Origin of the sequence: Ensifer sp. WSM1721, from assembly GCF_000513895.2 — a bacterium.
GTDB lineage: Bacteria > Pseudomonadota > Alphaproteobacteria > Rhizobiales > Rhizobiaceae > Sinorhizobium.
The window spans coordinates 159446-180979 of sequence record NZ_CP165785.1 but is presented as its reverse complement, the minus strand read 5'-3'; the positions used below and the strand labels follow the sequence as shown (position 1 = coordinate 180979).

General features: G+C 58.6%; 20 protein-coding genes and 1 pseudogene. 7 read left to right on the top strand and 14 right to left on the bottom strand.

From position 1 onward, the window contains the following. Positions 1-15 precede the first annotated feature (15 nt). From M728_RS29120 to M728_RS29095, 6 genes and pseudogenes are all read right to left on the bottom strand, one after another. Positions 16-1743, bottom strand: a complete 1728-nt coding sequence (locus tag M728_RS29120; protein WP_026622480.1) for an ABC transporter permease subunit — start codon at positions 1741-1743, stop codon at positions 16-18. Beyond that, positions 1736-2821, bottom strand: a complete 1086-nt coding sequence (locus tag M728_RS29115) for an ABC transporter ATP-binding protein (protein WP_026622479.1) — start codon at positions 2819-2821, stop codon at positions 1736-1738. The genes M728_RS29120 and M728_RS29115 overlap by 8 nt, the downstream gene beginning before the upstream one ends. Positions 2822-2853: 32 nt before the next feature. Then, entirely contained in the window at positions 2854-3963 is a 1110-nt protein-coding gene (locus tag M728_RS29110) for an extracellular solute-binding protein (protein WP_026622478.1), read from the bottom strand. A 727-nt stretch (positions 3964-4690) separates the two neighbouring features. Continuing rightward, positions 4691-5184, bottom strand: a pseudogene (locus M728_RS29105) (NAD(P)(+) transhydrogenase (Re/Si-specific) subunit alpha); the annotation flags it as partial. A 214-nt stretch (positions 5185-5398) separates the two neighbouring features. After that, a complete protein-coding gene (locus M728_RS29100; protein WP_026622476.1) occupies positions 5399-6361 on the bottom strand; it encodes a Gfo/Idh/MocA family protein in 963 nt (320 codons plus the stop codon). Between the two features lie 44 nt (positions 6362-6405). Further along, positions 6406-6543 (bottom strand): Gfo/Idh/MocA family oxidoreductase, encoded by a 138-nt coding sequence (locus M728_RS29095; RefSeq protein ID WP_245269788.1) that lies wholly within the window; start codon positions 6541-6543, stop codon positions 6406-6408. Positions 6544-6841: 298 nt separating this feature from the next. On the opposite strand from M728_RS29095, the gene M728_RS29090 reads away from it, so the two are divergent. The 4 genes from M728_RS29090 to M728_RS29075 all read left to right on the top strand — a co-directional run bounded on the left by M728_RS29090 (position 6842) and on the right by M728_RS29075 (position 10839). Then, on the top strand, positions 6842-7573 hold the full coding sequence (locus tag M728_RS29090) for a LuxR family transcriptional regulator (protein WP_026622475.1): 732 nt from the start codon (positions 6842-6844) through the stop codon (positions 7571-7573). A 202-nt stretch (positions 7574-7775) separates the two neighbouring features. After that, the gene (locus M728_RS29085) at positions 7776-8843 is read left to right on the top strand and encodes a class I SAM-dependent methyltransferase (RefSeq protein ID WP_026622474.1); all 1068 of its coding nucleotides are present in this window, start codon (positions 7776-7778) and stop codon (positions 8841-8843) included. 175 nt (positions 8844-9018) lie between these two features. Continuing rightward, the gene (locus tag M728_RS29080; protein ID WP_034884292.1) at positions 9019-10248 is read left to right on the top strand and encodes a hypothetical protein; all 1230 of its coding nucleotides are present in this window, start codon (positions 9019-9021) and stop codon (positions 10246-10248) included. A 51-nt stretch (positions 10249-10299) separates the two neighbouring features. After that, positions 10300-10839, top strand: a complete 540-nt coding sequence (locus M728_RS29075) for a GNAT family N-acetyltransferase (RefSeq protein WP_051441006.1) — start codon at positions 10300-10302, stop codon at positions 10837-10839. Positions 10840-11084: 245 nt separating this feature from the next. Here M728_RS29075 and M728_RS29070 read toward each other — a convergent pair whose 3' ends face one another. The 7 genes from M728_RS29070 to M728_RS29040 form a co-directional block, all read right to left on the bottom strand. Further along, the gene (locus tag M728_RS29070) at positions 11085-11966 is read right to left on the bottom strand and encodes a LysR family transcriptional regulator (protein WP_026622471.1); all 882 of its coding nucleotides are present in this window, start codon (positions 11964-11966) and stop codon (positions 11085-11087) included. Between the two features lie 9 nt (positions 11967-11975). Beyond that, the gene (locus M728_RS29065; RefSeq protein ID WP_026622470.1) at positions 11976-12845 is read right to left on the bottom strand and encodes an alpha/beta fold hydrolase; all 870 of its coding nucleotides are present in this window, start codon (positions 12843-12845) and stop codon (positions 11976-11978) included. Then, a complete protein-coding gene (locus tag M728_RS29060; protein WP_034884291.1) occupies positions 12842-13195 on the bottom strand; it encodes a hypothetical protein in 354 nt (117 codons plus the stop codon). The genes M728_RS29065 and M728_RS29060 overlap by 4 nt, the downstream gene beginning before the upstream one ends. 44 nt (positions 13196-13239) lie before the next feature. Next, the gene (locus tag M728_RS29055) at positions 13240-14427 is read right to left on the bottom strand and encodes a muconate/chloromuconate family cycloisomerase (protein WP_026622468.1); all 1188 of its coding nucleotides are present in this window, start codon (positions 14425-14427) and stop codon (positions 13240-13242) included. A 74-nt stretch (positions 14428-14501) separates the two neighbouring features. Further along, positions 14502-15371: a dioxygenase gene (locus M728_RS29050; RefSeq protein ID WP_026622467.1), complete on the bottom strand. Its 870-nt coding sequence runs from the start codon at positions 15369-15371 to the stop codon at positions 14502-14504. Between the two features lie 40 nt (positions 15372-15411). Next, on the bottom strand, positions 15412-15939 hold the full coding sequence (locus tag M728_RS29045) for a flavin reductase family protein (protein WP_034884288.1): 528 nt from the start codon (positions 15937-15939) through the stop codon (positions 15412-15414). Then, entirely contained in the window at positions 15926-16531 is a 606-nt protein-coding gene (locus tag M728_RS29040) for an FAD synthetase family protein (RefSeq protein WP_084044645.1), read from the bottom strand. Before M728_RS29040 ends, M728_RS29045 begins: the two co-directional genes overlap by 14 nt. Before the next feature lie 229 nt (positions 16532-16760). On the opposite strand from M728_RS29040, the gene M728_RS29035 reads away from it, so the two are divergent. Beyond that, positions 16761-18338 carry a 4-hydroxyphenylacetate 3-hydroxylase N-terminal domain-containing protein gene (locus tag M728_RS29035; RefSeq protein ID WP_026622466.1) on the top strand — a complete coding sequence of 526 codons (1578 nt, stop codon included), beginning with the start codon at positions 16761-16763 and terminating at the stop codon, positions 18336-18338. Between the two features lie 474 nt (positions 18339-18812). Here M728_RS29035 and M728_RS29030 read toward each other — a convergent pair whose 3' ends face one another. Beyond that, positions 18813-19076, bottom strand: coding sequence for a helix-turn-helix domain-containing protein (locus M728_RS29030; RefSeq protein ID WP_026622465.1), 264 nt, complete (start codon positions 19074-19076; stop codon positions 18813-18815). A gap of 140 nt (positions 19077-19216) precedes the next feature. Between M728_RS29030 and M728_RS29025 the strand changes: the two genes are divergently transcribed. Both M728_RS29025 and M728_RS29020 read left to right on the top strand, forming a co-directional pair. After that, positions 19217-19774, top strand: coding sequence for a hypothetical protein (locus tag M728_RS29025; protein WP_026622464.1), 558 nt, complete (start codon positions 19217-19219; stop codon positions 19772-19774). Positions 19775-19931: 157 nt separating this feature from the next. Continuing rightward, complete coding sequence (locus M728_RS29020) at positions 19932-21533, top strand: ABC transporter substrate-binding protein (protein WP_370906554.1); 1602 nt, start codon at positions 19932-19934, stop codon at positions 21531-21533. The last annotated feature ends 1 nt before the right edge of the window (position 21534 follow it).

Sequence of the window (21534 nt, the reverse complement as noted above, 5' to 3'; positions counted from 1 at the left end):
TGAAGATTTTGCATTTCAGCTCGGCGCCTTTCCCGCTTTTCGAGTTGCTCTCCAATGTGCGACGGTGACGACGAGCAAGCATGCGATCAACAGGATCGAGAAGACTGCGTTGACGGATGGCGTGAAGCCAAACCGCATTTGGTTAAAGACCCAGATCGGCAAGGTTGGCGAGCCGCCTGAGAGAAACAGGGTCACCATGACGTCATCGGCGGAGAGAGTGAGGCCAAGAAACGCGCTGGCGACGATGGTGCCCCTGATTATCGGGAAGAGGACATATGCAAAGCTCTGCCAGCGGTTCGCTCCGAGGTCCAGCGACGCCTCCATGAGGCTCGGATCGAGACGCCTCAGTCGCACTAGCAACAGCAGAAGCGTTACAGGCATCACGAAGCTCATCTGACCGAAAACGATGCGCGTAACGCCAGATGGAATCCCAAAGAGCTCTGTACCGAGCACCATTTCGATACCTAGGACCACGCCGGGGGTTGCTATTGGAAGCGCAAAGGCCATCTCGTAGAAACGGGTGCCCTTCAATCTGCCATAGTGAATGATCAGGGCAAATGCCGCGCCGACCGTGACGGATACCGATACGACGCAGGTAGCGACAATGACGGAACGTTGAGCCGCTTCCAGCAGCGACTGGTCCTGCACAAGCTCGCGATACCATTGCAGCGTCAGGCCATCGAGTGGGAAAGTCTGCAAATTCGCCGCATTGAACGAGAACAGCACGATGATTGCGAGCGGTGCGTAAAGATAAGCGATCCCGGCAGCATAGCCCACGGCACCGAGCCGGCGGCCCCAGCGGCTCGAAGCTGCGGACGGCTCGGTTGAGTGCTCAGCCTCTCCTCCCACCATGACGCCGCGGCTCGGGGTCAGTGCGATAATGATGCCGAGCAGCACCGCGACGCTTAGCATGAGGGCGACGGCAACGGCGGAACCATAGGGCCAATTATTGGCAAAGCCGAATTGTGTGGACACCACGACGCCAAGTGTCGTGCCATCGATGCCGCCGATCATGGCCGGCGTCACGAAATCACCGACGGTCACAAGAAACGCCAGCGAAAAGCCAATGGCCAGGTTGCGGCGTGTCAGCGGCCAAATCAGGTGAATGAAGGTCTGAAGCGCCGTAGCGCCGGAGTCTTGCGATGCCTCGATGAGATCGCGAGGGATTTTCTCGAAGGCGCCCATCGTCGAAATGAAGATGAACGGCACGGAGATATATGCAAAGACTATGACAACGGAGCTCGGGCTGTAGAGGAAAGCGTCGGACGGCCCGTCCAAAATGCCGCTCGAAACCAGAAACGCGTTCAACACGCCCGATTGGCCTAGAATCACGCGCCATGCGAATATTCGCATGAGCAGGCTGATCCAAAGGGGTATCACGACTAGGATTGTAAACAGCGCCTTGTGCTGCCGCACAACCCTGCCGACATAGAAGGCAAGCGGATAGGCGATGACGGTTGCCACCACACATGCAATAAAGCTGAACGACAGCGTGCGCCCCAGCAAAACCCAGAAGCCTACCGAGTTCCAAATACGCGCATAATTGGCGAGCGAGGGCTCAAAGAGCATCACACCCGCAGATGACTTCAAAAAGCTCGTTCCGATAAGGAGCAAGTTCGGCAGGAGCACAATCAGAACCAGCCAAGCAAGCACCGGTATGCTGCTGAGGCTGAGCTTCAGTGAGAAGCGCTTCCTCAGCGCACCAATCGCAGTATCCATCGCAGGCGCCAAGCTGTCAGCCATAGAATACCTGCGTGTGCTCGAGATCGAAGCCAACCTGCACCGGTTGTCCTTTGAAGAAGGTCATTTCGCGCGAGGTGGGCACAGTTCCGATCACGTGCAGGCCCGCTCCACAGCGAACATTCACCTCACAATTCGTTCCCAGGAAAAGGACGTCATCAACAGTGCCCTGAAGCGCGTCCTGCGGAGGCATCACATCACGGATGGGCTTGATTTGAACCGCCTCGTATCGGATCGCCATCCGCGCGACGCCACCTCTTTGGGAAACGAGGCCCGGTATTGTAGTTCCCTCGACGGTCCCGACAAAGCTGTTGCCCGCAGACCTGAAATCCACTGCGATAAGGTTGGAGCGCCCGACAAATCGCGAAACAAACTCATTCTCTGGCGCGAAGTAGATCTCCCGCGGCGTGGCAAGCTGGGCGATCTTGCCCTCGTGCAGAACCACGACGCGATCCGACATGGACAGCGCTTCGCCCTGGTCATGCGTGACATACATGAAGGCTATGCCGAGCTCCTTCTGGAGGGCTACCAACGTGTGCTGCATTTGCTGGCGCAGCCGCAGATCGAGTGCGGCAAGCGGCTCGTCGAGCAGCAGAAGCTTTGGCCGCGAGACGATGGATCGAGCCAAGGCGGCACGTTGACGCTGGCCCCCGGAAAGCTGGTGCGGAAGTCTCACCGAAAATGCAGACAATTCGACGAGCGCCAAGGCTTCTTCCGCCTTCTTGTGGCGGCTCGCCTTCGGCTCGCCTCGCATGCGGAGAGGATATTCGACATTTTCCCGCACCGTGAGGTGCGGGAACAAGGCATAGCTCTGGAATACCGTGCGCACGTCCCGTTTGAAGGCGGGGACAGCATTCACCACGTCGCCACCCATGACTATTTCGCCCTTGTCCGGCCTTTCGAAACCGGCGACGGTTCTCAGGATCGTAGTTTTGCCTGATCCACTTGGCCCAAGTATCGAAAAAAACTCTCCAGGCTTCACCGAGAAAGATACCTTGTCGAGCGCCGGTTTTTCTGCGCCCTCGTAAGTTTTCGACACCCCTGCAAGTGAAAGTACCGGGCCGGTTTCGAGTGTTCCCATGGCCAGTCTCCAGAGCTAATTTCGAGCCGATATCAAAGTGTGCCGGCTAAGAAATCATTCCAGATCTGGATCCGACGCTCTACATCCTCCGGCTCCTTGAAGAAAACGAGGTTTTCCTTGAGAGCCGGGCTATCCGCATCAAGGATGTTGGTGGTCTGAAGAAATTCCTCGGAAAGTCCGGCTTTGCGAGCTCCCTCCGACGTCAGAATGCCATTGCTCCCCGAGAACTCCATGAATCTCGCCTGCCATTCCAGCGACATGGTGTCGTTGAGGAATTTATAGACGATGTCGCGCTGACCCTGCGGGGTTACGTATGTACCTTCGATCCAGGACGGCGTGCCTTCCTTGGGCAAGGTGTATGCGAAATTGAGTTTCTTCTTTTTGAGCGAATTGACAACCGAGACAAGATGGCAATAACCGATGACCGCCTCGCCCGACGCGTAGAGGTTGGTAGCGTCATCGAAGCCGCGCGTGATCACCCGCACCTGCGAGCGAAGCTCCCGCAACGCGTCGGTGACGCGGGTGAACTCCTCCTCGGTCAGATTGAACGGATCTTTCGCCCCCACGTATAACGCGACCATCGGGATGTTAACGGTGGCGTCGTCGAAGGTGCTGACCTTGCCCTGATAGGATTTATCCCAAAGCGCCGCCCAGGTCATCGGGGGCTCCTTAAGCGTATCGGCGTTATACATGAGCGGCTGCGTGCCCCAGTGCAGGGGGATGCCCATCAGAACCCCATCCACGCTCAGCGGATCCTTCCAGTTTAGCGCTGGGAGGACGTTCGCAATGTGCGGAACTTTTGCGATATCGAAAGCTTCGATTTGGCCGGCTTTCTTGAGACGTCCGGCTGTAGAAGCCTCTGAATAAATAACGTCCGGCTTTATGGCCCCGGATTGGAGTTGTGCAAATACTTCGTCAAGGGAAGAAATGATTACCGGTTTAAGCTTGACGCCTTCATTAGCTGCTTCCCACTCCTTTACCCACTCTGGTTCCTGATAGGTCTCCCAAGTAAGGAGAGTGATCGTCTCCGCCGCCGCCGCTCGACCTATAATAGATGGGGCAAATAGCGTACTTGCGGCGAAAGCACTGCCAGCTTTAAGGAAGGAGCGACGCTTGATGGACTGTGAAACTATCTTTGTCATCCTTTAGTTCCCCTTTGATTATGGTTCAACAACACAAGTTTGCCGTACCCTGCCGACCTCTGACAGGCCGTCTTTGCTTCGTAGTCTTCTTGTAATTCTGTATTCGACGCAGTCTGGACGGCCCTTCCAAGCGCGCCAGCATTGCCGAGGATCGCCTAGTCCGCGTCAAGCCGACGCGGCGTCGAGAACGGGGCCAAGGGCATGGCCGTGTATGAGCCAGAAGTAGTTGTTGGTGCGGTCCAGGAGGAGCCGTCCATCCCTATCGACGGCCCAGCAGCCTTTTCCACGCGCGACTTTGAGCATGCGGCTGGAACCAGCAGGTCGCGCGCGTCGATCCGCCCGGGACAACTCCCGCTCCCTGCTGCAGCCTTGGTGCGCTAGGCAATAACTGCTCCCACAACATCGCCGTTGCGCCCCGGACCGAGCTTCATCTCCCCCCTCTAGTCCGATCTTGACTAGTGCCAGTAAACAGTATGATCCCAATCCATGTCAATTGGATCATGTGATCCAGTGGAGATTTAATTCCTCCGCACATTTTACCTGCGCAACGACGAACGCTTCGTCTGTGCCGCGCCCGTCACAAAAGGACCGCGATGATCGGCAGACTCCCATGCCTCCTTGCTGCCCGACCTTCGAATACGAAAGCCGACTATCTGATCAGTCGGGTCGAGTAACGGTCGTCACCCGCCCGACGCATCTCGGATAAGGGATCCGGCAACCGGCCATCCGGCGGGACCTTGCCGGCAGCCGTTACCTGGCCGGTGAAGAAGCGACCGAAATTGTTGCCCGCCTCGATCATCGCGCGGTAGCCCGCGATGTGGCCATGGAGGACAGTGCATCCATCTTCTGGGCGCGAGAAATGCGCGGCACCATGTCCATGGCAATGATATTCACGCCTTTCGCCCGGACAAGCTCGAGAAGCTCCTTATTCTGGGCCGGATAGAAGAACGAGATTAGTGTCTTGCCGGAGGAAAGACCTTCGACTTCAGCAGCTTCGGGCGGACCTTGACGATCACATCCGTCTCGGCAAACAGCGCCGCGGCCCCCTCGACCACCGCCACGCCGACCGCCCGATAGGCGTCGTCCGAAACTCCCGCCCCCGCGCCCGCACCAGCCTCAACGAAACACGCATGACCAAGCTGTTGTAGCTGCAACGCGCTTTCCGGAGTTATCGCTACGCGCTTCGCCCGCGGAGGTTTCTTTCGGAGTACCTATTCTCATGCGTGTCCCTTCAAGAACACAAATCTGACGGGGAGAATTTCTTCGCACGGCAAATGGCTCGGTGCCAAAACTCCGCGAAAAGCCACTGTTGAGGCAAAAGGTCGGCGCGGAGCAGACAGTTGAAATCTGAGACCTCACACCCGCTCCGCGCTCTCCGGGAGGAACATTTTGCGGACTCAGACGCGAACACGCGCCTGGACCAACGAATCTAGCCTCACGAATAGTCGATCTCTACACGCCGCTTCTCCGCTAAAGACTGACGCGCTGCATCCAGAATCACCGCGGCATCATATGCATCTTCAAGGGTCGAAAGCGGCGCCAGCTGGCCCGTCAGGCAGTCATTGAGAAAATAACTTTGAACCTGGACGAAACTGTCCCAGTAGGTGCCGTCGTCCCAGAATGGTATTGGGGCACCATCGAATTTGGTGACATCCCAAGGGATGACACCGCTACCCTTCATACCTATAACCTTGAAATAACAAGACCAGGGCTCACGGCTTCGATCATCAGCAGAGAAGCTACCCCAGAGATTCGCAATTTTGCCGTCTGGATACTCCGCTGTAATCATCAATTGGTCATCGGCGGCCTGGTCGGTGAAATGCACGTTTGTGCCGGTTGCATATACGTGAGATGGGCGCCCCAAGAAGTACAGCATGCAGTAAGCATGATGCACCATGAGTTCACGCATCGTGAGATCGGGTCCACCAGTCGACGCGTCGTGTCGTTTATTGTAGATTGCCCAAAAGTTTACGATTTGCCCAAGCCTTCCAGACTTGATATGCGCGTTCAACCGTCTCATGCTCTCTGCGTAGACATAGTTATGCGACGGCATACAAGTGCGATTATGCGCTTTTGCAATCTTGGCAAGCTCTCGAATTTGCGACGCGATCGGCGAAAGTGGCTTTTCAAGAAGAACATGTTTCCCCGCCGTCAGCGAACGCTTTGCATATTCAAAGTGCGAGTCCGAGCCAGTGGCCACCAGCACGGCATCGACTTCTTGATCGTTTAGGAGTTCTTCCAACGTTGAGTAGGCTGTTCCACCAAAGCGTTCGCAGAAACCCGCCGCTTTAGCGGCAGCTCGAGACCATCCACCGACGAAACGGTGTTGGCCGAGTTCCCGAATTGCCTCGACGTGAAGCTCGGCAACCTTACCCAGTCCTATGATCGCAACTTTCATGGCGTAACCTATTTTGTAATGCTGAACCTAATGAGAGAGGGCACCTAGTTCCCTATCTTGATCGAGCGACCTTCACGCCAAGACTGGGTCGCTGCATCTGCGATGAGCTGTGCACGAAGGCCATCCTGCGCATCTGGCTGTGGCTTCTGGCCACTGGCAACAGCTTCGACAAAGTGCCGCATCTCAGCAAGATAAGCCGCTTCAAAACGCTCCAAGAAGAACAATGTTAACGTATACAAACGGCATATCGCGCGAATGTCAACGATTACATGACGAAATTTTCTACGACACATAACGCCGAGGCCACTGGCGATACGAGCGATCCCAGCCTCACCGGCTTGTGCATTCCTTCCCCGGTTGGCCGCTTGTATTTCCTACAATTTCGCTGGCGAAACGCTGCCGATAGGATCCGGTTCTCCGATCTGAAGAGTGACGGTCGAACCACAGAGCAAAATGGCAGCAAACCGAAGCATTCTCCCCATATTCGATCACCGTCGACTGTCACGGTCGCTCAGAACGCTGCAGGCAGCGAAGCATCGGGAGGAGCTTCTCCCTGCACTGGACGAACTTTGCGTGCGATACGGCTTGTCGCACATGACATTCCTCGTGGTTTGCAGCGGAGGCAGGTCAGACTCATACCCCTATTACTGCACGACCTATCCAGAAGCATGGGCAGAGATCTACGTCGACAAGCGCTATTTCGACATAGACCCGGTGATTGACGTCGTTCGGTGGGGTTTCATGCCGGTGGATTGGTCCTCTCTCGATCGGCGGTCAGCACGGGCCTCCCGTGTATTTAAAGAAGCGCGTTCCTACGACATCGGTCCGAATGGCCTCACGATCCCTATCCGAGGTCCAAAAGGCGAACGCTGTCTCTTTTCCGTGACCTCGAACCTACCCAAGCGCGATTGGTCGCGGCTACGCGCTTCGAGCATTCACGAGCTGCAGATCCTGTCACACTATCTTCATGAGACGGTGTTTTCTACCACCGGCCTTCGAGAGGTCGGCCGCTATAGAGACCTCTCCAGGCGCGAAGGCCAATGTCTTCAATTACTTGCGACAGGTCGGATTGCCAAACAGATAGCAGCGGACCTGGGCATCTCTGAAAATTCCGTGAAGTTGTACCTGCGATCGGCAAGGCTCAAATTGGGTGCCGCAACAAGTCATCACGCCGTTGCCAAGGCGAGCTTCCTCGAATTGATCAAGGTCTGACCGCGCTCGATCGCAGCTTCGAGTCTCCGTTGGGCTTTCCCAACAACATCAATCTACCGAATTCGGTAGATTGGCTGCCCCCTCGCCAGGGTCCACACATGGCACTCACAAAGTCACACACGGGGGATGCTGGCGCAGCCCAAACATCTCGATGAGAGCTGAGATGAAGCGCGCCTCCGCCGATGGTATTTGGGAGATGGCTATGGTGGATCGACTGACGATTGAACACTGGCGAAACGCTCCCAGGCTTACATCGTTCGCAGCGTTCTTCGAAAGGACCGCAAGCGGAGAAGGTGGAGCACCGGACCTTGCCGAACCGCAACTCGACATGAGCCTGCTCGACTTCGACCTCGAGGGCGCAGTTTTCGCGGATACACATCGGCGTCTTTGGGGCCATTTTGACAGCCATTACTTTGCCAGCATTCCCTACAGGCTCGAAGAGGAGTGCCGCCTGGGTGCTGCGATACTTTCCTTCGGCCTGAGGACCTGGACGCGCAGCGCCTCCCCAACGACAATATACACTCTGGGCACGGGCACTGGTTGCCTTGCGCGCACGCTTGCCACGCTTGGCAATGGTCGCATCGCGGCGCTCTGCTGCAGCCCAACGGCAGCCAACCGGGCATCATTCTTTGCGAACCGGGGAAGCGAGCACGCGCACTTCTTCCACGGCCCGTTCTTTGAGTTGGACGACGACCGATACGCGACCGACGACGATCTTCTCCCATTTCGAGGCGGATTTGACGTGCTATTTGAGGACACGACGTTTCAGATGTACGACCGCGATCGGCTAAAGCAGCTGGAGTTCGTCGTTCCTCGCATACGGCCTGGCGGTCTTCTCGTGCAGGTGCAGAAGCTCGCACATGAAGACCGCGACATCTATGAGCAGCGAGAGCGGCAAAAGGACGAGCTTTTCAAGTCCCGGTTCTTCTCGACAGGCCACATATCCAAGAAAAAGGATGAAGTTCTCAACACGATGACAGATCTTCAAGTCGATCTGGCGACTACGGTAGCCGCTCTGGGGGCGTTTTTCCGATACTCGGTGCTAACCTGGAACAGCGGGAACTTCTACACGATCGTGTCATCCAACTCCCGGGCTTCCGTGTTGGAACTGATTTCGCTGATGGTGAAGCCGGCAATTCCACCAGGCTATTGCTACGAACGTTTGCCAGCCGCGATCGTCGATACCGAGGTAGAGGCGTTGGCCCCTGATTTGAAGTGGCGCGGCGCGAATACCATGACGCTGCTCGCGCCAAGGCGTCTGGCATCGTGAAATGACGGCACCACCCATAGCAAACAAGCATTGCAGCGCAGCCGAGGTGCAACGCGCGTTGTCTGCATTGATGCCGCATCTTACCTCCTATTGGGAGCGTCCGCTTCGAGATTACGCTTCGTTTGCCCACGACGTTGAAAACTTCCACGCCAAGTGTTGCGCGCGCCGTCATGCAATGGAGCTGCTCCGCGGTTGCATCGAACGAGCGGCGCGCAGGTCCGGTTACAAGCCTGAGGAAGCTCGAAGCGCCAGCCTTCAGTTGGTGGCATCGCCGGTGCTGCAGACCGGTCCGCATTGCCTGCTGCTGATCGAACCGGATGCGTTCTACACGCATCTGTTCAGCCTGTTGGGCCTGAACGCCAATAGCCGCGAATGGTACATCACGTATCACGCCTCAACGGTCAGTTTCGCGGAAAAGGCAAAGAAGGGTCCCGGATGGCTCTGGCTTGAAGGCGAGCCCCTCAACGTCTTTGGCTTACCCCGGAGCCGGATGGATTCATTCAGCATCTGCGCTCTGAATGGTCCCTATCGTTTCGCTTTCTCCAATGCCAAAGGCGATCCAGCACCGAATGACGCGGCCGCCCTTCTCCTCGCCGAACTGCCGTCTGATGAATTTGCTTCTGCGGTCGACGCAATCAGGGCGGCCAATCAAACCCTCTGGCACGGCAAGCTCCCCTCCCCCATCAAGCTACTTCAGCTCGACGATTTCGACATCGCAGACCTGGTCGCCGATCATCTCGACGACGCGGGATCCTGGATGTCGGCTGGTTTCATCGGAGACGGAAAGGCTGCCGAGAGCATCCTGCACGCCATGGATCGCCTGAACGTTGGACCCTGGCAGGGTTGGGTACGCAGAACGACCGATCTGTTCTGGCGCATGGAAAAGGGTAGGATTGTTCCGCTCCGCCTCCAGGACAACGCCCTCAGGGCTGCTGCCCCGTCCAGTTTCGAAGTGAAGTTCCGGCCGAACAGTATCGCAGCGGCGCTTCGGCAACGAGCGATCGTGCCCAGCCTCTATACAGTGTTCCTGGTGACATCCATCCTGCCCGGCGTGAGGGCACTTGGGGGATGTCGCCAGACAATCTACTACCCGCTTATGCGCTATCTAACCGCGGTTGGCCTTGAGCAATCGGGTAATTTCGATCTCTTGACCGAGCTGCGTGGGGACGATCGACCCGCGCTCTGGGGGCATCGTGTCTTGAAGCCTGCGGGCGGCTATCCCTTCCAGGAGCTTTTCGGCGAGGCCCCGAGGCCCCTTTCAGAATACGCGGAGATGCCTTTGGTGCAGTCGAGCGGTGATCTCGGAAGTTTCACCCGGGATCCGATCTGGGCGGAGCTGTCGAAGCACATCGCCAACGGGTTCATCAACTCGGGGGCGGTCGAATGGCAGTGGTCTCGTCCGTGAAAACGGATGCCGAGCGCTTCAATGCTGGAGCGTCTACGTGCATCCGATCAGATGCCCGGCATAGAAGCGCGTGCTGGAGATCGACGTGTGATTGAAAGAGGAGCGGTGATCCGGCGCCTATCGGTCAAGGACGTAGACGTGTTTCGCCGCATACGTCTGGAGGCGCTGTCACACGAACCGATTTCGTTTGCGAGTGTCTTTGGTGATTGGGTCCATCTCTCTGCCCGCGAATGGCGCCAACATCTGGCTCAGCCGGTGTTTGTTGCGTTCCTAAGTGGGCAGCCCGTCGGCATGATGGCGCTCAGGTTGGAGCGTGCTAGAAAAATGACCCATCGCGCGAGACTTGTCAGTGTCTATGTGCGGAAAAGCGAACGCGGAACCGGGCTTGCTGCAACCCTTTTGCACGAAGTTGCAGAGCATGCACGAGACTGCGGCGTTCTGCAGCTGGAGCTCGCGGTCAGTGCAGAGAATTCAGCAGCGATACGCTTCTATGAACGCCACGGTTTCGTAGAAGTTGGCCGCATTCCAAACGGCTTCCTGGGCCACGGCACCGAGAACGACGAGCTGGTCATGGTACTGCGCTTGAAGTAATGGCTAAGCTTGCGACCGGAGCCGAAATGCCGGTTTCGACCCCGTTGCTGTCATTGGCGTCGGACACGACGAACGGCTCGATTGAGCCCAATCCGGTCCTTCCAGGTGTCGCCGTCGGCGGCACAGGTGGGGTGGTGAGCGGAAGTCCCCTCGAGGGCGATGAACGTCTGCAGTGCACCCTGTTGTGGAAGTTTGGACGCTGGTGTTCCAATCGTCGCTCCGAGTGGAACACCAGCAATCTGGAATTACATGCGGGCCAATTTCCGCGCGAGCGCCAGAAACCGGAACAGGTGTGGCGAGCGGTTGTCGCGTCGATAGTTTAGCGAGAGTTTGGTGCCCGGATTGAACCCTTCAAAATTCCGGTAGACGACCCCGGTCCGCTCGTTGAGGGCGACCGACTGGGGCACGACACACACACCCACGCCGACCGAGACGAGACTGATAGCGGTCAAAAAGTCCTGAGCCATAACCTGTGAAGCAGGGATGAAGCCGTTCCGCTTGCAGACGTCGAGGACGTAGTCCGCGTAGCTCGGCCTCGGTCGGCGCGGGAAAAGCACGAACGGCGTTTCTCGCAGTTCTTCGAGCTTCATCGGACCTTGGAAGTCGGCGTATACGTCTGGCAGCGCAAGGACCAGCGGCTCCTGGATCAACGTCTCGGCTTTCAGCTCCGAATCCTCGATGGCCGGACGCGCAGCAGCAATATCGATCTCCCTCTGGATCAGGGCGCGCTTCAGCTCAGCGTTGTTCATGGCAGACAGTGCCAACTCGATGTCCGGATTGGCAACTCGAAATGCCTTGATGATGTTGGGCAGGACTCCGAACGTGGCGGTGCCGACGAAGGCGATCCGCAGACGACCTGCAACCCCTTCGCCGATGCGTTTCACCTCGCGCTCCGTCTGGTCAACGCGCTCCAATATTTCTCTTGCCCGTTCCTGAAGCAGTTCGCCCGCTTGGGTGAGCCTGATCTGGCTGCGGCTGCGATCGAACAGGATTGCCCCGATCTCCTTTTCGAACTGAGCTATCTGGCGACTGAGCGGAGGTTGGGCAATGCCGAGCCGCGCGGACGCCCTTCCGAAATGCAGCTCTTCCGCCACCGCCAGAAAATAGCTCAGCCGTTTGAAGTCCATCATCGTCCGTCAGGCATGAGTTAGCTCCGCATGGGAGTGTCTCATAAGCTCCAGCGCCTCCTGAAAATAGGACCGGAAGGCGGCGGGGTTCTCGCTCATCGGAAAATGTCCAAGATCCTTCATGATGGCAAGGGTGGCGCCGTCAATGGCCTCCGCGGTCCGACGGGCGTCCTCGGGTGTGCAGGTCATGTCGTATTCGCCGCACATGATATGCACCGGCGTCTGTCTCGTGTCGATCATTCCCAGCCTGCCGACGAGGCTGTCATCCTTCGTGTAGAAACTGAGATCGCCGCGGAACACCCCTGGCCCCGATTGCATGAACATCCACTGGGTGTTCCAGCGTTCGACGGGGGGCGCCTGAGGCGCAATATTGGCCGACACTAGGGCGGCGCCCATCTCGCCGCCATGGGCGTCGGGACGATGAAACCAATCAATGTCATACCACGCCGGCTGGAAATCGGACGCCTCGACGGCGATGAAGCCGGCAAAACGATCGGGATGCAGCGCTGCCAGTTGCAGAGCGATCCGACCCCCCATTGAGCACCCCGCGAGCAGCGGCTTCTCCAGGCCCAGCGCGTTGCAAAACGAGAGCACTGTTTCGATGTAGGTTCCGGTGGTCAGAAGGTATTCCGCAGTCTCGAATCCTTGCGGCGGCAAAGACTTGCCGTGCCAGGGCATGTCGAATGCCAGGAAGCGGTGCGAACTGGTGAAAACCTCGTCGTTGAGAATGAACCGCCATTGGCGCGTATCGGCCCCGGCCGTATGCAGGCAGACCACCGGACGGCCTCGGCCGGCTTCTTCGAAGTAGACCCGCAATGGTGTGCCATCGACGGTCAGGCGGATATATCGGCCGGTGATCGGCTCGATCGACGATGTCATTGGCTTTCCTCCCGCCGTCCCAATGCCATGAATTCCTTGAAGTAGCGCAGGTTTTTCACGAGCGTCAGAATATCTCCGTCGATGCGGCCATGCCCATATTTCACAAGACCGAAAATGTCATGGAAGCCGGGCTCCGGTATCGGATGCCAGAATTTGTCCAGCGCCTCACCTTTGGCCCTGAGCGCGAAGCGCCAGGGCAGTTTCTTGCTTGGACCTTCTTTGATCTCTGCGACGCGGCCCTTCTCGAAGGTGAGGTAAAACTCATCCTGGTCGATCTCGATCAGCACCGTTTCATTGAACAGGCGCCCGAGGCGCAGGAGATGAGGCGTCGCGTCGAGTCTCTCCGCCATGTGATCGAGTTTGGAGCGATGTACAGTGTGCGGCGTTCCAGGCGTCATTTGCTTCCTGCCTTCCGCGCCATAAAGCGCACCTTATCTTCGTCGAGGATCATGCCGAGCCCAGGGCCGCTCGGTACATGGATCTCGAACTCCTCGAAGACCAGCGGCGCCGCGACCAGGTCGTCCACGAGAATACGTGGCCCGAAGTGCTCGCTTCCCCATTCGAGCTTGGGGAGCGTCGAAAACACAGCCATGTGCGCTGCTGCGCCGATGCTGCTTTCCAGCAGGCACCCGCCATAAAGCTCGATACCGAATGCCTGCGCGATGCCGGCCGCTCGCTTGAGCTCAAGAAGCCCGCCGCTTTTCACCAGCTTGAGGGAATAAACGCTTCCGCAGGCGCGCGAGGCGACACTCGCCAGTTCCGTGTTGGTGAAGGCCGCCTCGTCGATGAGGAGCGGGATACGGGTCCGCGAAGCGACGCGCGCCATGGCGTCGCGTTGGGATGCCGGAACCGGTTGCTCGATCAGTGCCACGCCGAGTTCCTCGAGCGCGGGAAAGAGCCTGATGCATAGTGCTTCCGTCCACGCTTGATTGACGTCGACGATCAGCCTCACGTCGTCGCCCAAGCCAGCGCGCAAATGTTGCAGGCGCCTCACGTCGGCATCCGGCGCGTTGAAGCCGAGTTTGATCTTGAAGTCCTTGTGCTGACGCAGACGAAGCTTCTCGCGCGCTTCCTCCAGCTCCTGTTCGGCGTCGCCCGAGGCGAGCGCCCAGATCACGCCGATTCTGTCGCGGACCTGCCCGCCGAGCAAGGCACTGGCGGGCAGGCCGAGCGTGCGGCCGACGGCATCAAATAGTGCCGACTCGACGGCCGCCTTTGCAGCGAAATTGCGCGTGGCCGCCTTTGACATGCGCACGGCATTGGCCTCGAACAGCATGGCATTCTGATCGGCGAGGGCGGGGGCGAGATATTTCTCGATGACCGCCTGTATTGACTCAACACTCTCCTCGGCCCAACGCGGCCCGCCGAGCGTAGAAGCCTCGCCGATGCCCGTCACACCGTTCTCAAGCAGAACCCGCACGAGAACAAATCCCTGATGGGCGATCTCCGTGTTCGAAAGCTTGTGCCGGCGAACGGTAGGAGCCTCGAGGATGGTCGCTGCTATGGACCGAATCCGCGTGTCCCGCGTACTGGCCGCGGAATGGTCAGGAGTTGAGGATGGTTCAGCGATGGCGAGGGGCATGTTCCTATTGCCTTTCGAGCTGATCCGCCAGAGACGCCGCTCGGCGGATCGATGCTTGAATGCTGCTGCGGTGATTACTCGGCGGCGACAGCTATGGTGCCCTTGGCCGGCTTGAGCTTGAAATCGAATTCCATGACGAGATCCGTATCCGCGCCAGCTCCGGCCTTGCCCATCTTGCCAATCAGGCTTTCCTTAACCGCGAAGACCGCGTCGTTGTCGAGATACTCGGTGTCCGCGTCATAGATCTGCGAGACAAGGCTTGAATAGCCATCCTTCTTGAGCATGAAGTGGATATGGCCAGGGCGCCACGGGTGGTGCCCCATATAGTTCAGCAATTCGCCGGCGGCGCCGTCGTAGGGGATCGGATAGGGAACCGGCCGAATTCCGACGAATTCGTATTCGCCTTTTTCGTCGGTCAGGAAGCGGCCGCGAAGATTGTAATCGGGCTGATCCGGATCCTGCTGTTCATAGAGGCCGTTCGGGGCGTCCTCCCAAACGTCGACCGTCACGCCAGGAATGGGGCGTCCTGCCGTGTCGCGCACCACTCCGCGGACACGCACTGTCTCGGAGCCTTCGAAGCTCTTCTGAACAATCGAGGCGCCCTTCGGCAAAACGGGCGGGTTTTCGCGATAGAACGGTCCGAGGACGGTGGATTCGCTCTCGCCATCGGTCACCGCGTGGTCGAGCATGTCGACAAGGACTTCGACGCCCAGGATGTCGGCAAGCAGGATGAACTCGTTGCGTGCGTGATCTGAAATGTGTCCGGCGCGGACGAGGAATTGACAGGCTTCAATCAGCTCCGCATGGGTGATCTTCGCCTCGATACAGAAGGCGTGGATGTGGCGGATGAGGCTTGCGAGAATCTGCCGGTTGCGGGCCGGAATATCCGGCGACAGTGCGGCGATTACGACATCCGAAATATTTTGCTGGCTTACGTTTCGCATTTTCTCCTCCTTGCAAATGCGTAGGTGGGCGGTTCCGTCCTCACCACATGAACTCGGTCTCGACCTCAAGCCTGTCGACTGACGCAGCCTTTCGCGTATTTTCCACGACGCCGAATTTGCCTTTGAAGAAAAGCAGCGGTTCATCGCCGTCGCTTCTCGCGAGCGACTGGACACGGCCGACGAAGATCGTGTGATCGCCGGCGAGGATTTCGTCGTGGACGATGGCCGAGAACGTGACAAGCGCGCCGCGGATCACTGGAAGGCCATCGAGTGTGTCGAACAAATCATGCAGGTCAGCGTTTGGCTTGCCTGCGAAGTGCCAAGCAACAGAGTCCATTCCGCAAGCAAGAACGCTGACGGCGAAACGCCCCGACTTCTGGATTTTCTCGAGCATTCGCGCCTTCTCGGCGATTGAGATGGCAATCAGTGGCGGATCGAGCGAAATCGACATGAACGCATTCGCAGTCATGCCGTGATCGTGGCCGTCGCTATGTGTGGTAATGACATTAACACCAGTCGCGAAGACACCGCAGGCGTCGCGAAACGTACGGGGGTCAAGCAGTCGCATGGTGTCCTCCATTGTCACTGGACGGTCGAAACGGCAGAAGCTCCGACCATCCTTCCAGCCGTTCTGCCTCCAGGACACGTCCTGCGGCCCTAAGGGCGCGAATGCGTGTGCTCGATACGACCTCGCCGGATTCGCAGCATACGGCTGGAAGGATCCGCGTATCGAAGTAGCTGGCGAGCAACTCCGGAGTCCCTTTCTTGCAGGAACCGAAGCGGAAATCGGAGCCGATCCAGATGACCAGCGGCGCGACCCGACCGACATCCTGGATGAAATCGGTGGCTGTGCGGGCCCGATAGGCCGCATCGAAACGGGCGACGACGATGTGGTCGGGGCCAAGTGCGCTTATCCGCGCGACTTTCTCGCCAATCGAAGTGAGCGGACGGGCACCGCACAGCAGAGCCTTGGGAGGCGGATCGAACGTGTAGACGACCGAGGGAACCCCGAGTCTTTGCGCACTGAGCACGGTCGACCGGATCAACGCCTGGTGGCCGCTGTGGACGCCATCAAAGGCTCCGATCGTCAGGGCCGACCCGGAAAGCGTCAATCCGGTGTCGTCGTGAATCTGCGTATGAATGCGGGGGTGATGATCCATGGTCTCCTCCCATGTTCCCAACCATGGCGACTTCTCCAGTGCCATCAATGACGCAAGCCTAGCGGCTGATGGCACACGCTGCGATGCCTGAACTGGTATCGCATGATACCTATCAATCGCTCTTCTTCAGCGCATAGTTTGTTGCCTCGGAAAGGGAGGAGGCGCCCTTTCGGATTTAGGCGCCCGCCGGGCAGGCAGCTTGTCCGGCTAAATGGAGGAGTGACCCGAAATGAACAATCTGGCTATCGCGTCCGAGGAAAAAGAAACCGCGACCGACGCTTACACGGGCTCGGAGTTCCTGGAGAGCATTCAGGACGGCCGCGAGATCTATATTTACGGTGAGCGCGTCAAAAACGTCACCGAGCATCCGGCATTTCGGAATTCCGCGCGAATGGTGGCGCGCTGGTACGATCGGTTCCACGAAAAGAAGAATGAAATCGGCGTGCTGACCGATACCGGCTCGGATAAGCTGACGCATCCCTTCTTCCTGGGATCGAAGACGAGCGAGGATCTGATCAAGTCGCGGGACGCGATTGCCGAGCTGCAGAAGGTCTCCTACGGGTGGATGGGCCGGTCCCCGGACTACAAGGCCTCGTTCTTGGGAACACTGGGTGCCAATTCGGCCTTCTACGGCGAATATGCCGAGAATGCGCGCACCTGGTACGCCCGCACGCAGGAGCGGCTCGACTACTGGAATCACGCCATCGTCAATCCGCCGATCGATCGTGACCGCCCGATCGAGGAGGTGCGCGACGTCTTCATGCATGTCGAGAAGGAGACGGACAAGGGGCTCATTGTCTCGGGAGCCAAGGTCGTCGCGACGGGTTCGGCTCTCACGCACTACAATTTCATCGCCCACTATGGCATTCCAATCAAGGACAGGTCCTTTGCGCTAATCTTTACCGCGCCAATGGACTCGCCTGGCATCAAGCTCATTGCCCGCTCGTCGTACGAGTTCAATGCGGCCGCGACCGGATCGCCTTTTGACTACCCGCTTTCCAGCCGCCTGGACGAGAACGACTCCATTCTCGTCTTCGACAAGGTATTGGTGCCTTGGGAGAACGTGTTCATCTACGGAGACGTCGACAAGATCAATCAGTTCTTCCCAGCATCGGGCTTCGTCCCACGCTTTACGCTGCACGGCCTTACGCGCCTGTCGGTGAAACTCGACTTCATCGCCGGTCTCTTCTCGATGGCTGTCGAGGCAACGGGCTCGAAGGATTTTCGCGGCGTCCAGGCCGGCGTCGGCGAGGTCATCGCTTGGCGCAACACGTTTCATGCACTCGGTGATGCGATGGTGAAGTCGCCGGTTCCTTGGCAGGGAACCGAAGGCTACAACCTGCCGAACCTCAATGCCGGTCTTGCCTACCGCGTGTTGGCGCCGATGGCCTACCCGCGGATCAAGGAGCTGATCGAGCGTCACGTTGCGAGCGGCCTTATCTATCTGCCGTCGAGTGCTGCCGATTTCGAAAGTGAGGCGATCCGTCCTTATCTTGACCGCTTCGTACGTGGCTCGAACGGCTATGCCGCGCTGGACCGGGTGAAGCTCTTGAAGCTTCTGTGGGATGCCATCGGCACCGAGTTCGGCGGTCGCCACGAACTGTATGAGCGCAATTATGCGGGTAACTATGAAAACCTTCGGATCGAGACCTTAGGAGCGGCGACGGTCACCGGCGATCTCGCGTCCATGCAGTCCTTGGTGAAGGCCTGCATGAGCGAGTACGACCTCTCCGGATGGACGGGTTCTGATCTGATAAATCCGGATGACATCAGCCTCGTGGGCCGAGGTTCCGTCCAAGCAGCTTAGTGGTTCCACTGCGGTTCGGCTTCGCCTTATCGTAGCTCCAGAAGCCTCCAACCCTTTGGATCAGGGTTGGAGGCATTTCTTTGCCACCGTTCTGTTTTTCCATACGTGCCGTTGCCGTATGGCTGGGATGAGCTCAAACCCGCCGTTCATCGTACCGGACGGCAACGGCAGCAACGGGTCCGACCTCGTCCAAACCAGCCGCGCATCCGAACGTCTTGAAAGTCCGCAACTTGCTCGTTCAGATGAGCAAGCTGAAGGGCCGTCTTCCACCCAAAAAAAGAAGTCTGCGCCGGGTGCCAAGCGGCAGGCTTCCATCAACAAGCCTCTCCTTGCTTGCGCAACTGGATAGGCGCAGTGCCTGAGCCCACTCACCTCATTGTGCACGGCAAACCCCGTGCCCGGCGGACAGGTTGCTGCCGCCGCGCTCTGCTGCGAAGACCTGTGACCAGTTCGGCCACGAACAGCGCGCTGCGACTATTTCTTTAGACGAACACCCACGCCGCCACCGTTTTCAGGGATGAACTCGATGCCGGCGCTTTCCAAAGCCAGTCGAATGGCGTTTAGGTTTGCACTCGTAAGGGATGTGGTCCCATCCTCAACTTCCGCACGGCTCACCGTTGCGACACCAATACCAGCTGCTTTTGCAAGCTCTTTTGCGCTCCAACGGATCAACGCGCGGGCCGCACGTATCTGCGCACCCGTGATTTCGTTGGCATCATATGATTTCGAATTGATCAATCTGATCTCGTGTGCTACCTAGACGTTACTTGAGACTGCAGTTCACTCTCGAATGGCGGCATCAAGGGAACTGCGGCTGCATCCGGTGCGGGAACACCGAATACAGCCTGACCACAACCAAGCTTACGGGAGCTCGGATCATGGCTGATTCCGACAATAGCAGAACTTTGTCTACGGTCACCCGAGGAGATTTCCATTCCTTCGTGGCGGCGTCCTTACCCACACCTCCAGAGCTTGCCATCACAAAGAGCCGGTCTTCCGATCCGCGCGGCGAAGATCACGCGCTCGCACTTTGGCACCAATGGTGCGCCGCCTGGCAGCGCTTATGCGAATCAAACTTGCGCCAGCAGCAGCTCGAAAGATCGCTCTTTCCGGTTTGTTTGCCACCACCGCTCGAGCAAGGCGCAGGCTCGCGAACCTACAGCGAGGCCCTCGAAGCTGAGGATCGTGCATCCATCGCGGAGGAGCGGGCCGCGGAAACCTTGTGGGAGACGCCGGCGGTGTCGGTCGCGGGCGCCGCCGCCAAACTCCATGCCGCCATGACCAAATGGCAGCCCTCCCCCACAAGCCAGGAAGAGCCTTGGCCGCAAATCCGTATCGTCATCGCCGACCTCCTGCAGATCGATATGGCCTCAGTTGCAAGCGGACGAAATCGCCTGTCGACGCCCGAACTCCAACCCGAGTTTCAAAGCAGTTGAACGGGCGACGGCGGAGTACGCGCGGTTCCGGCCTCGGCTCAACTTCACATGACATGCGCAAACGCGCCCTTGCATGCATTGCCGTGGAACCCCGCGTTGAGAACTGCTCCAACGCGACGTTCCGACTCTACCAAAAAACTAAAACAAGGAACTTCGAATGAAACTGGGAAGCCCATTTCGGCCACGCCTGCTTTCGGCGCTTCTGATCTCCATCTTTCTCGGGAGTGCTCCGGCGACGCCGGCCCAGGCACAGGAACGGGGAGAGCTTCGGATCGCTACGTCCTACAAGCTGATGACGCTCGATCCGCAGTATGCCAACCTGAACGAGAACACGTCACTTCTCTCCCATATTTATGAACGGCTCGTCTATCAGGATGAGAATCTTGAGTTGAAGCCTGGCCTCGCCACCTCCTGGCGGCCTCTGTCCGATAGCCAATGGGAGTTCAAGCTCCGCGAAAATGTCCGGTTCCATGACGGCTCGGCGTTTGACGCAGACGATGTCGTCTACACGATCGAGCGCATTCGGGACGTCCTGAAACCGCCGAGCGGCGGCTTTCGCTCCTATGTGAGCGGCATCAAGTCGGTCTCGGCACCCGATCCCCTTACCGTCCTTATCGAGACGAACGGCGCAGTCCCCAATCTGCCCCTCTCTTTCTCCTCCATTTTTGTGATGAACCGGCCCTCTGAGGGGTTCGTGACGACCGAGGACCTCAACGCCGGACGCCCGCCTGTCGGTACTGGCCCTTACAGATTCGAGAGGTGGAGTTCCGGCGAGAGCCTGAGGCTTGCCCGGAACGACGACTACTGGGGCGGCGAGCCTGTCTGGTCCAAGGTTACCTTCCGGGTCATCGAGAACCCGGCAGCGCGCGTGGCGGCGCTCAGCACGGGAGAGGTCGATGTGGCCGACGCAATCCCGGCCCGCGACGTCGCCTCCTTGGAGCAGCGCGGCGCCAAAATCGCGAGCGTGGGTGCTGCACGTGTTAACTTCGTACAGTTCGACGTTGCGCGTGAGACGCTTCCGGGCGTGACCGACAAATCGGGTGAACCGATCGCCAATCCCTTCAAGAACCCGCTGGTCCGCCGGGCGCTTGCGTTGGCTACGGACCGGGGCATTCTCGTCGACAAGATCCTCGCGGGCTATGGCACGGCTGCTGCTCAGGTCTTTCCCAACAGCCTGCCGGGCACCTCGGCGAAACTCCTGCCCGAGGCGCCCAACTACGAAGAGGCAAAAACCCTTCTTTCGAAGGCCGGGTTCCCGGATGGTTTCAACCTTGTTCTCGCTGGGCCGGCGGGCCGTTACCCGGGTGACGCCGAAAGTCTTCAGGCGATCGCCCAAAGCTGGGCCCGCATCGGCGTAAACGCCCAGCCTGCAGCCGCACCGTTCTCGGTCTTCAACACCAAGCGAGCGGCTGGCGACTATGGTGTCTGGTACGGCGGCACCTCCGGCGAGGCGGTCGACATCATTCTCCATACGCTGCTCGCTTCTCCGAATTCCGAGCGCGGGACCGGTGCGTTGAACTTCGGGAAATATCAGAACGCTGCCTTCGACGGGATGCTGGCAAAGGCAGAGAGCGTTGAGGCGGGACCGGGGCGGAACGCGGCGCTCGCGCAGGCGACGGAGTTCGTAATGGCCGACCAGCCGATCATACCGCTCTACCATTTCCACCACATCGTCGGATACGGCCCGCGGATCGGCTCCTATGTGATGCACCCCCGCGGCTGGACGACCGCGATGCAGACGCTTGCGGCGGCGGAGTAAG

Excerpts from the sequence above, each read along its gene's own strand:
- M728_RS29115 (WP_026622479.1), bottom strand. The coding sequence starts at position 2,821 with ATGGGAACACTCGAAACCGGCCCGGTACTTTCACTTGCAGGGGTGTCG.
- M728_RS29035 (WP_026622466.1), top strand. The coding sequence starts at position 16,761 with ATGAACAATCTGGCTATCGCGTCCGAGGAAAAAGAAACCGCGACCGAC.
- M728_RS29075 (WP_051441006.1), top strand. The coding sequence starts at position 10,300 with ATGCCCGGCATAGAAGCGCGTGCTGGAGATCGACGTGTGATTGAAAGA.
- M728_RS29080 (WP_034884292.1), top strand. The coding sequence starts at position 9,019 with ATGGAGCTGCTCCGCGGTTGCATCGAACGAGCGGCGCGCAGGTCCGGT.
- M728_RS29025 (WP_026622464.1), top strand. The coding sequence starts at position 19,217 with ATGGCTGATTCCGACAATAGCAGAACTTTGTCTACGGTCACCCGAGGA.
- M728_RS29020 (WP_370906554.1), top strand. The coding sequence starts at position 19,932 with ATGAAACTGGGAAGCCCATTTCGGCCACGCCTGCTTTCGGCGCTTCTG.
- M728_RS29060 (WP_034884291.1), bottom strand. The coding sequence starts at position 13,195 with ATGGCGGAGAGACTCGACGCGACGCCTCATCTCCTGCGCCTCGGGCGC.
- M728_RS29065 (WP_026622470.1), bottom strand. The coding sequence starts at position 12,845 with ATGACATCGTCGATCGAGCCGATCACCGGCCGATATATCCGCCTGACC.
- M728_RS29095 (WP_245269788.1), bottom strand. The coding sequence starts at position 6,543 with ATGCGGCACTTTGTCGAAGCTGTTGCCAGTGGCCAGAAGCCACAGCCA.
- M728_RS29120 (WP_026622480.1), bottom strand. The coding sequence starts at position 1,743 with ATGGCTGACAGCTTGGCGCCTGCGATGGATACTGCGATTGGTGCGCTG.
- M728_RS29085 (WP_026622474.1), top strand. The coding sequence starts at position 7,776 with ATGGTGGATCGACTGACGATTGAACACTGGCGAAACGCTCCCAGGCTT.
- M728_RS29100 (WP_026622476.1), bottom strand. The coding sequence starts at position 6,361 with ATGAAAGTTGCGATCATAGGACTGGGTAAGGTTGCCGAGCTTCACGTC.
- M728_RS29050 (WP_026622467.1), bottom strand. The coding sequence starts at position 15,371 with ATGCGAAACGTAAGCCAGCAAAATATTTCGGATGTCGTAATCGCCGCA.
- M728_RS29070 (WP_026622471.1), bottom strand. The coding sequence starts at position 11,966 with ATGGACTTCAAACGGCTGAGCTATTTTCTGGCGGTGGCGGAAGAGCTG.
- M728_RS29045 (WP_034884288.1), bottom strand. The coding sequence starts at position 15,939 with ATGCGACTGCTTGACCCCCGTACGTTTCGCGACGCCTGCGGTGTCTTC.
- M728_RS29110 (WP_026622478.1), bottom strand. The coding sequence starts at position 3,963 with ATGACAAAGATAGTTTCACAGTCCATCAAGCGTCGCTCCTTCCTTAAA.
- M728_RS29040 (WP_084044645.1), bottom strand. The coding sequence starts at position 16,531 with ATGGATCATCACCCCCGCATTCATACGCAGATTCACGACGACACCGGA.
- M728_RS29055 (WP_026622468.1), bottom strand. The coding sequence starts at position 14,427 with ATGCCCCTCGCCATCGCTGAACCATCCTCAACTCCTGACCATTCCGCG.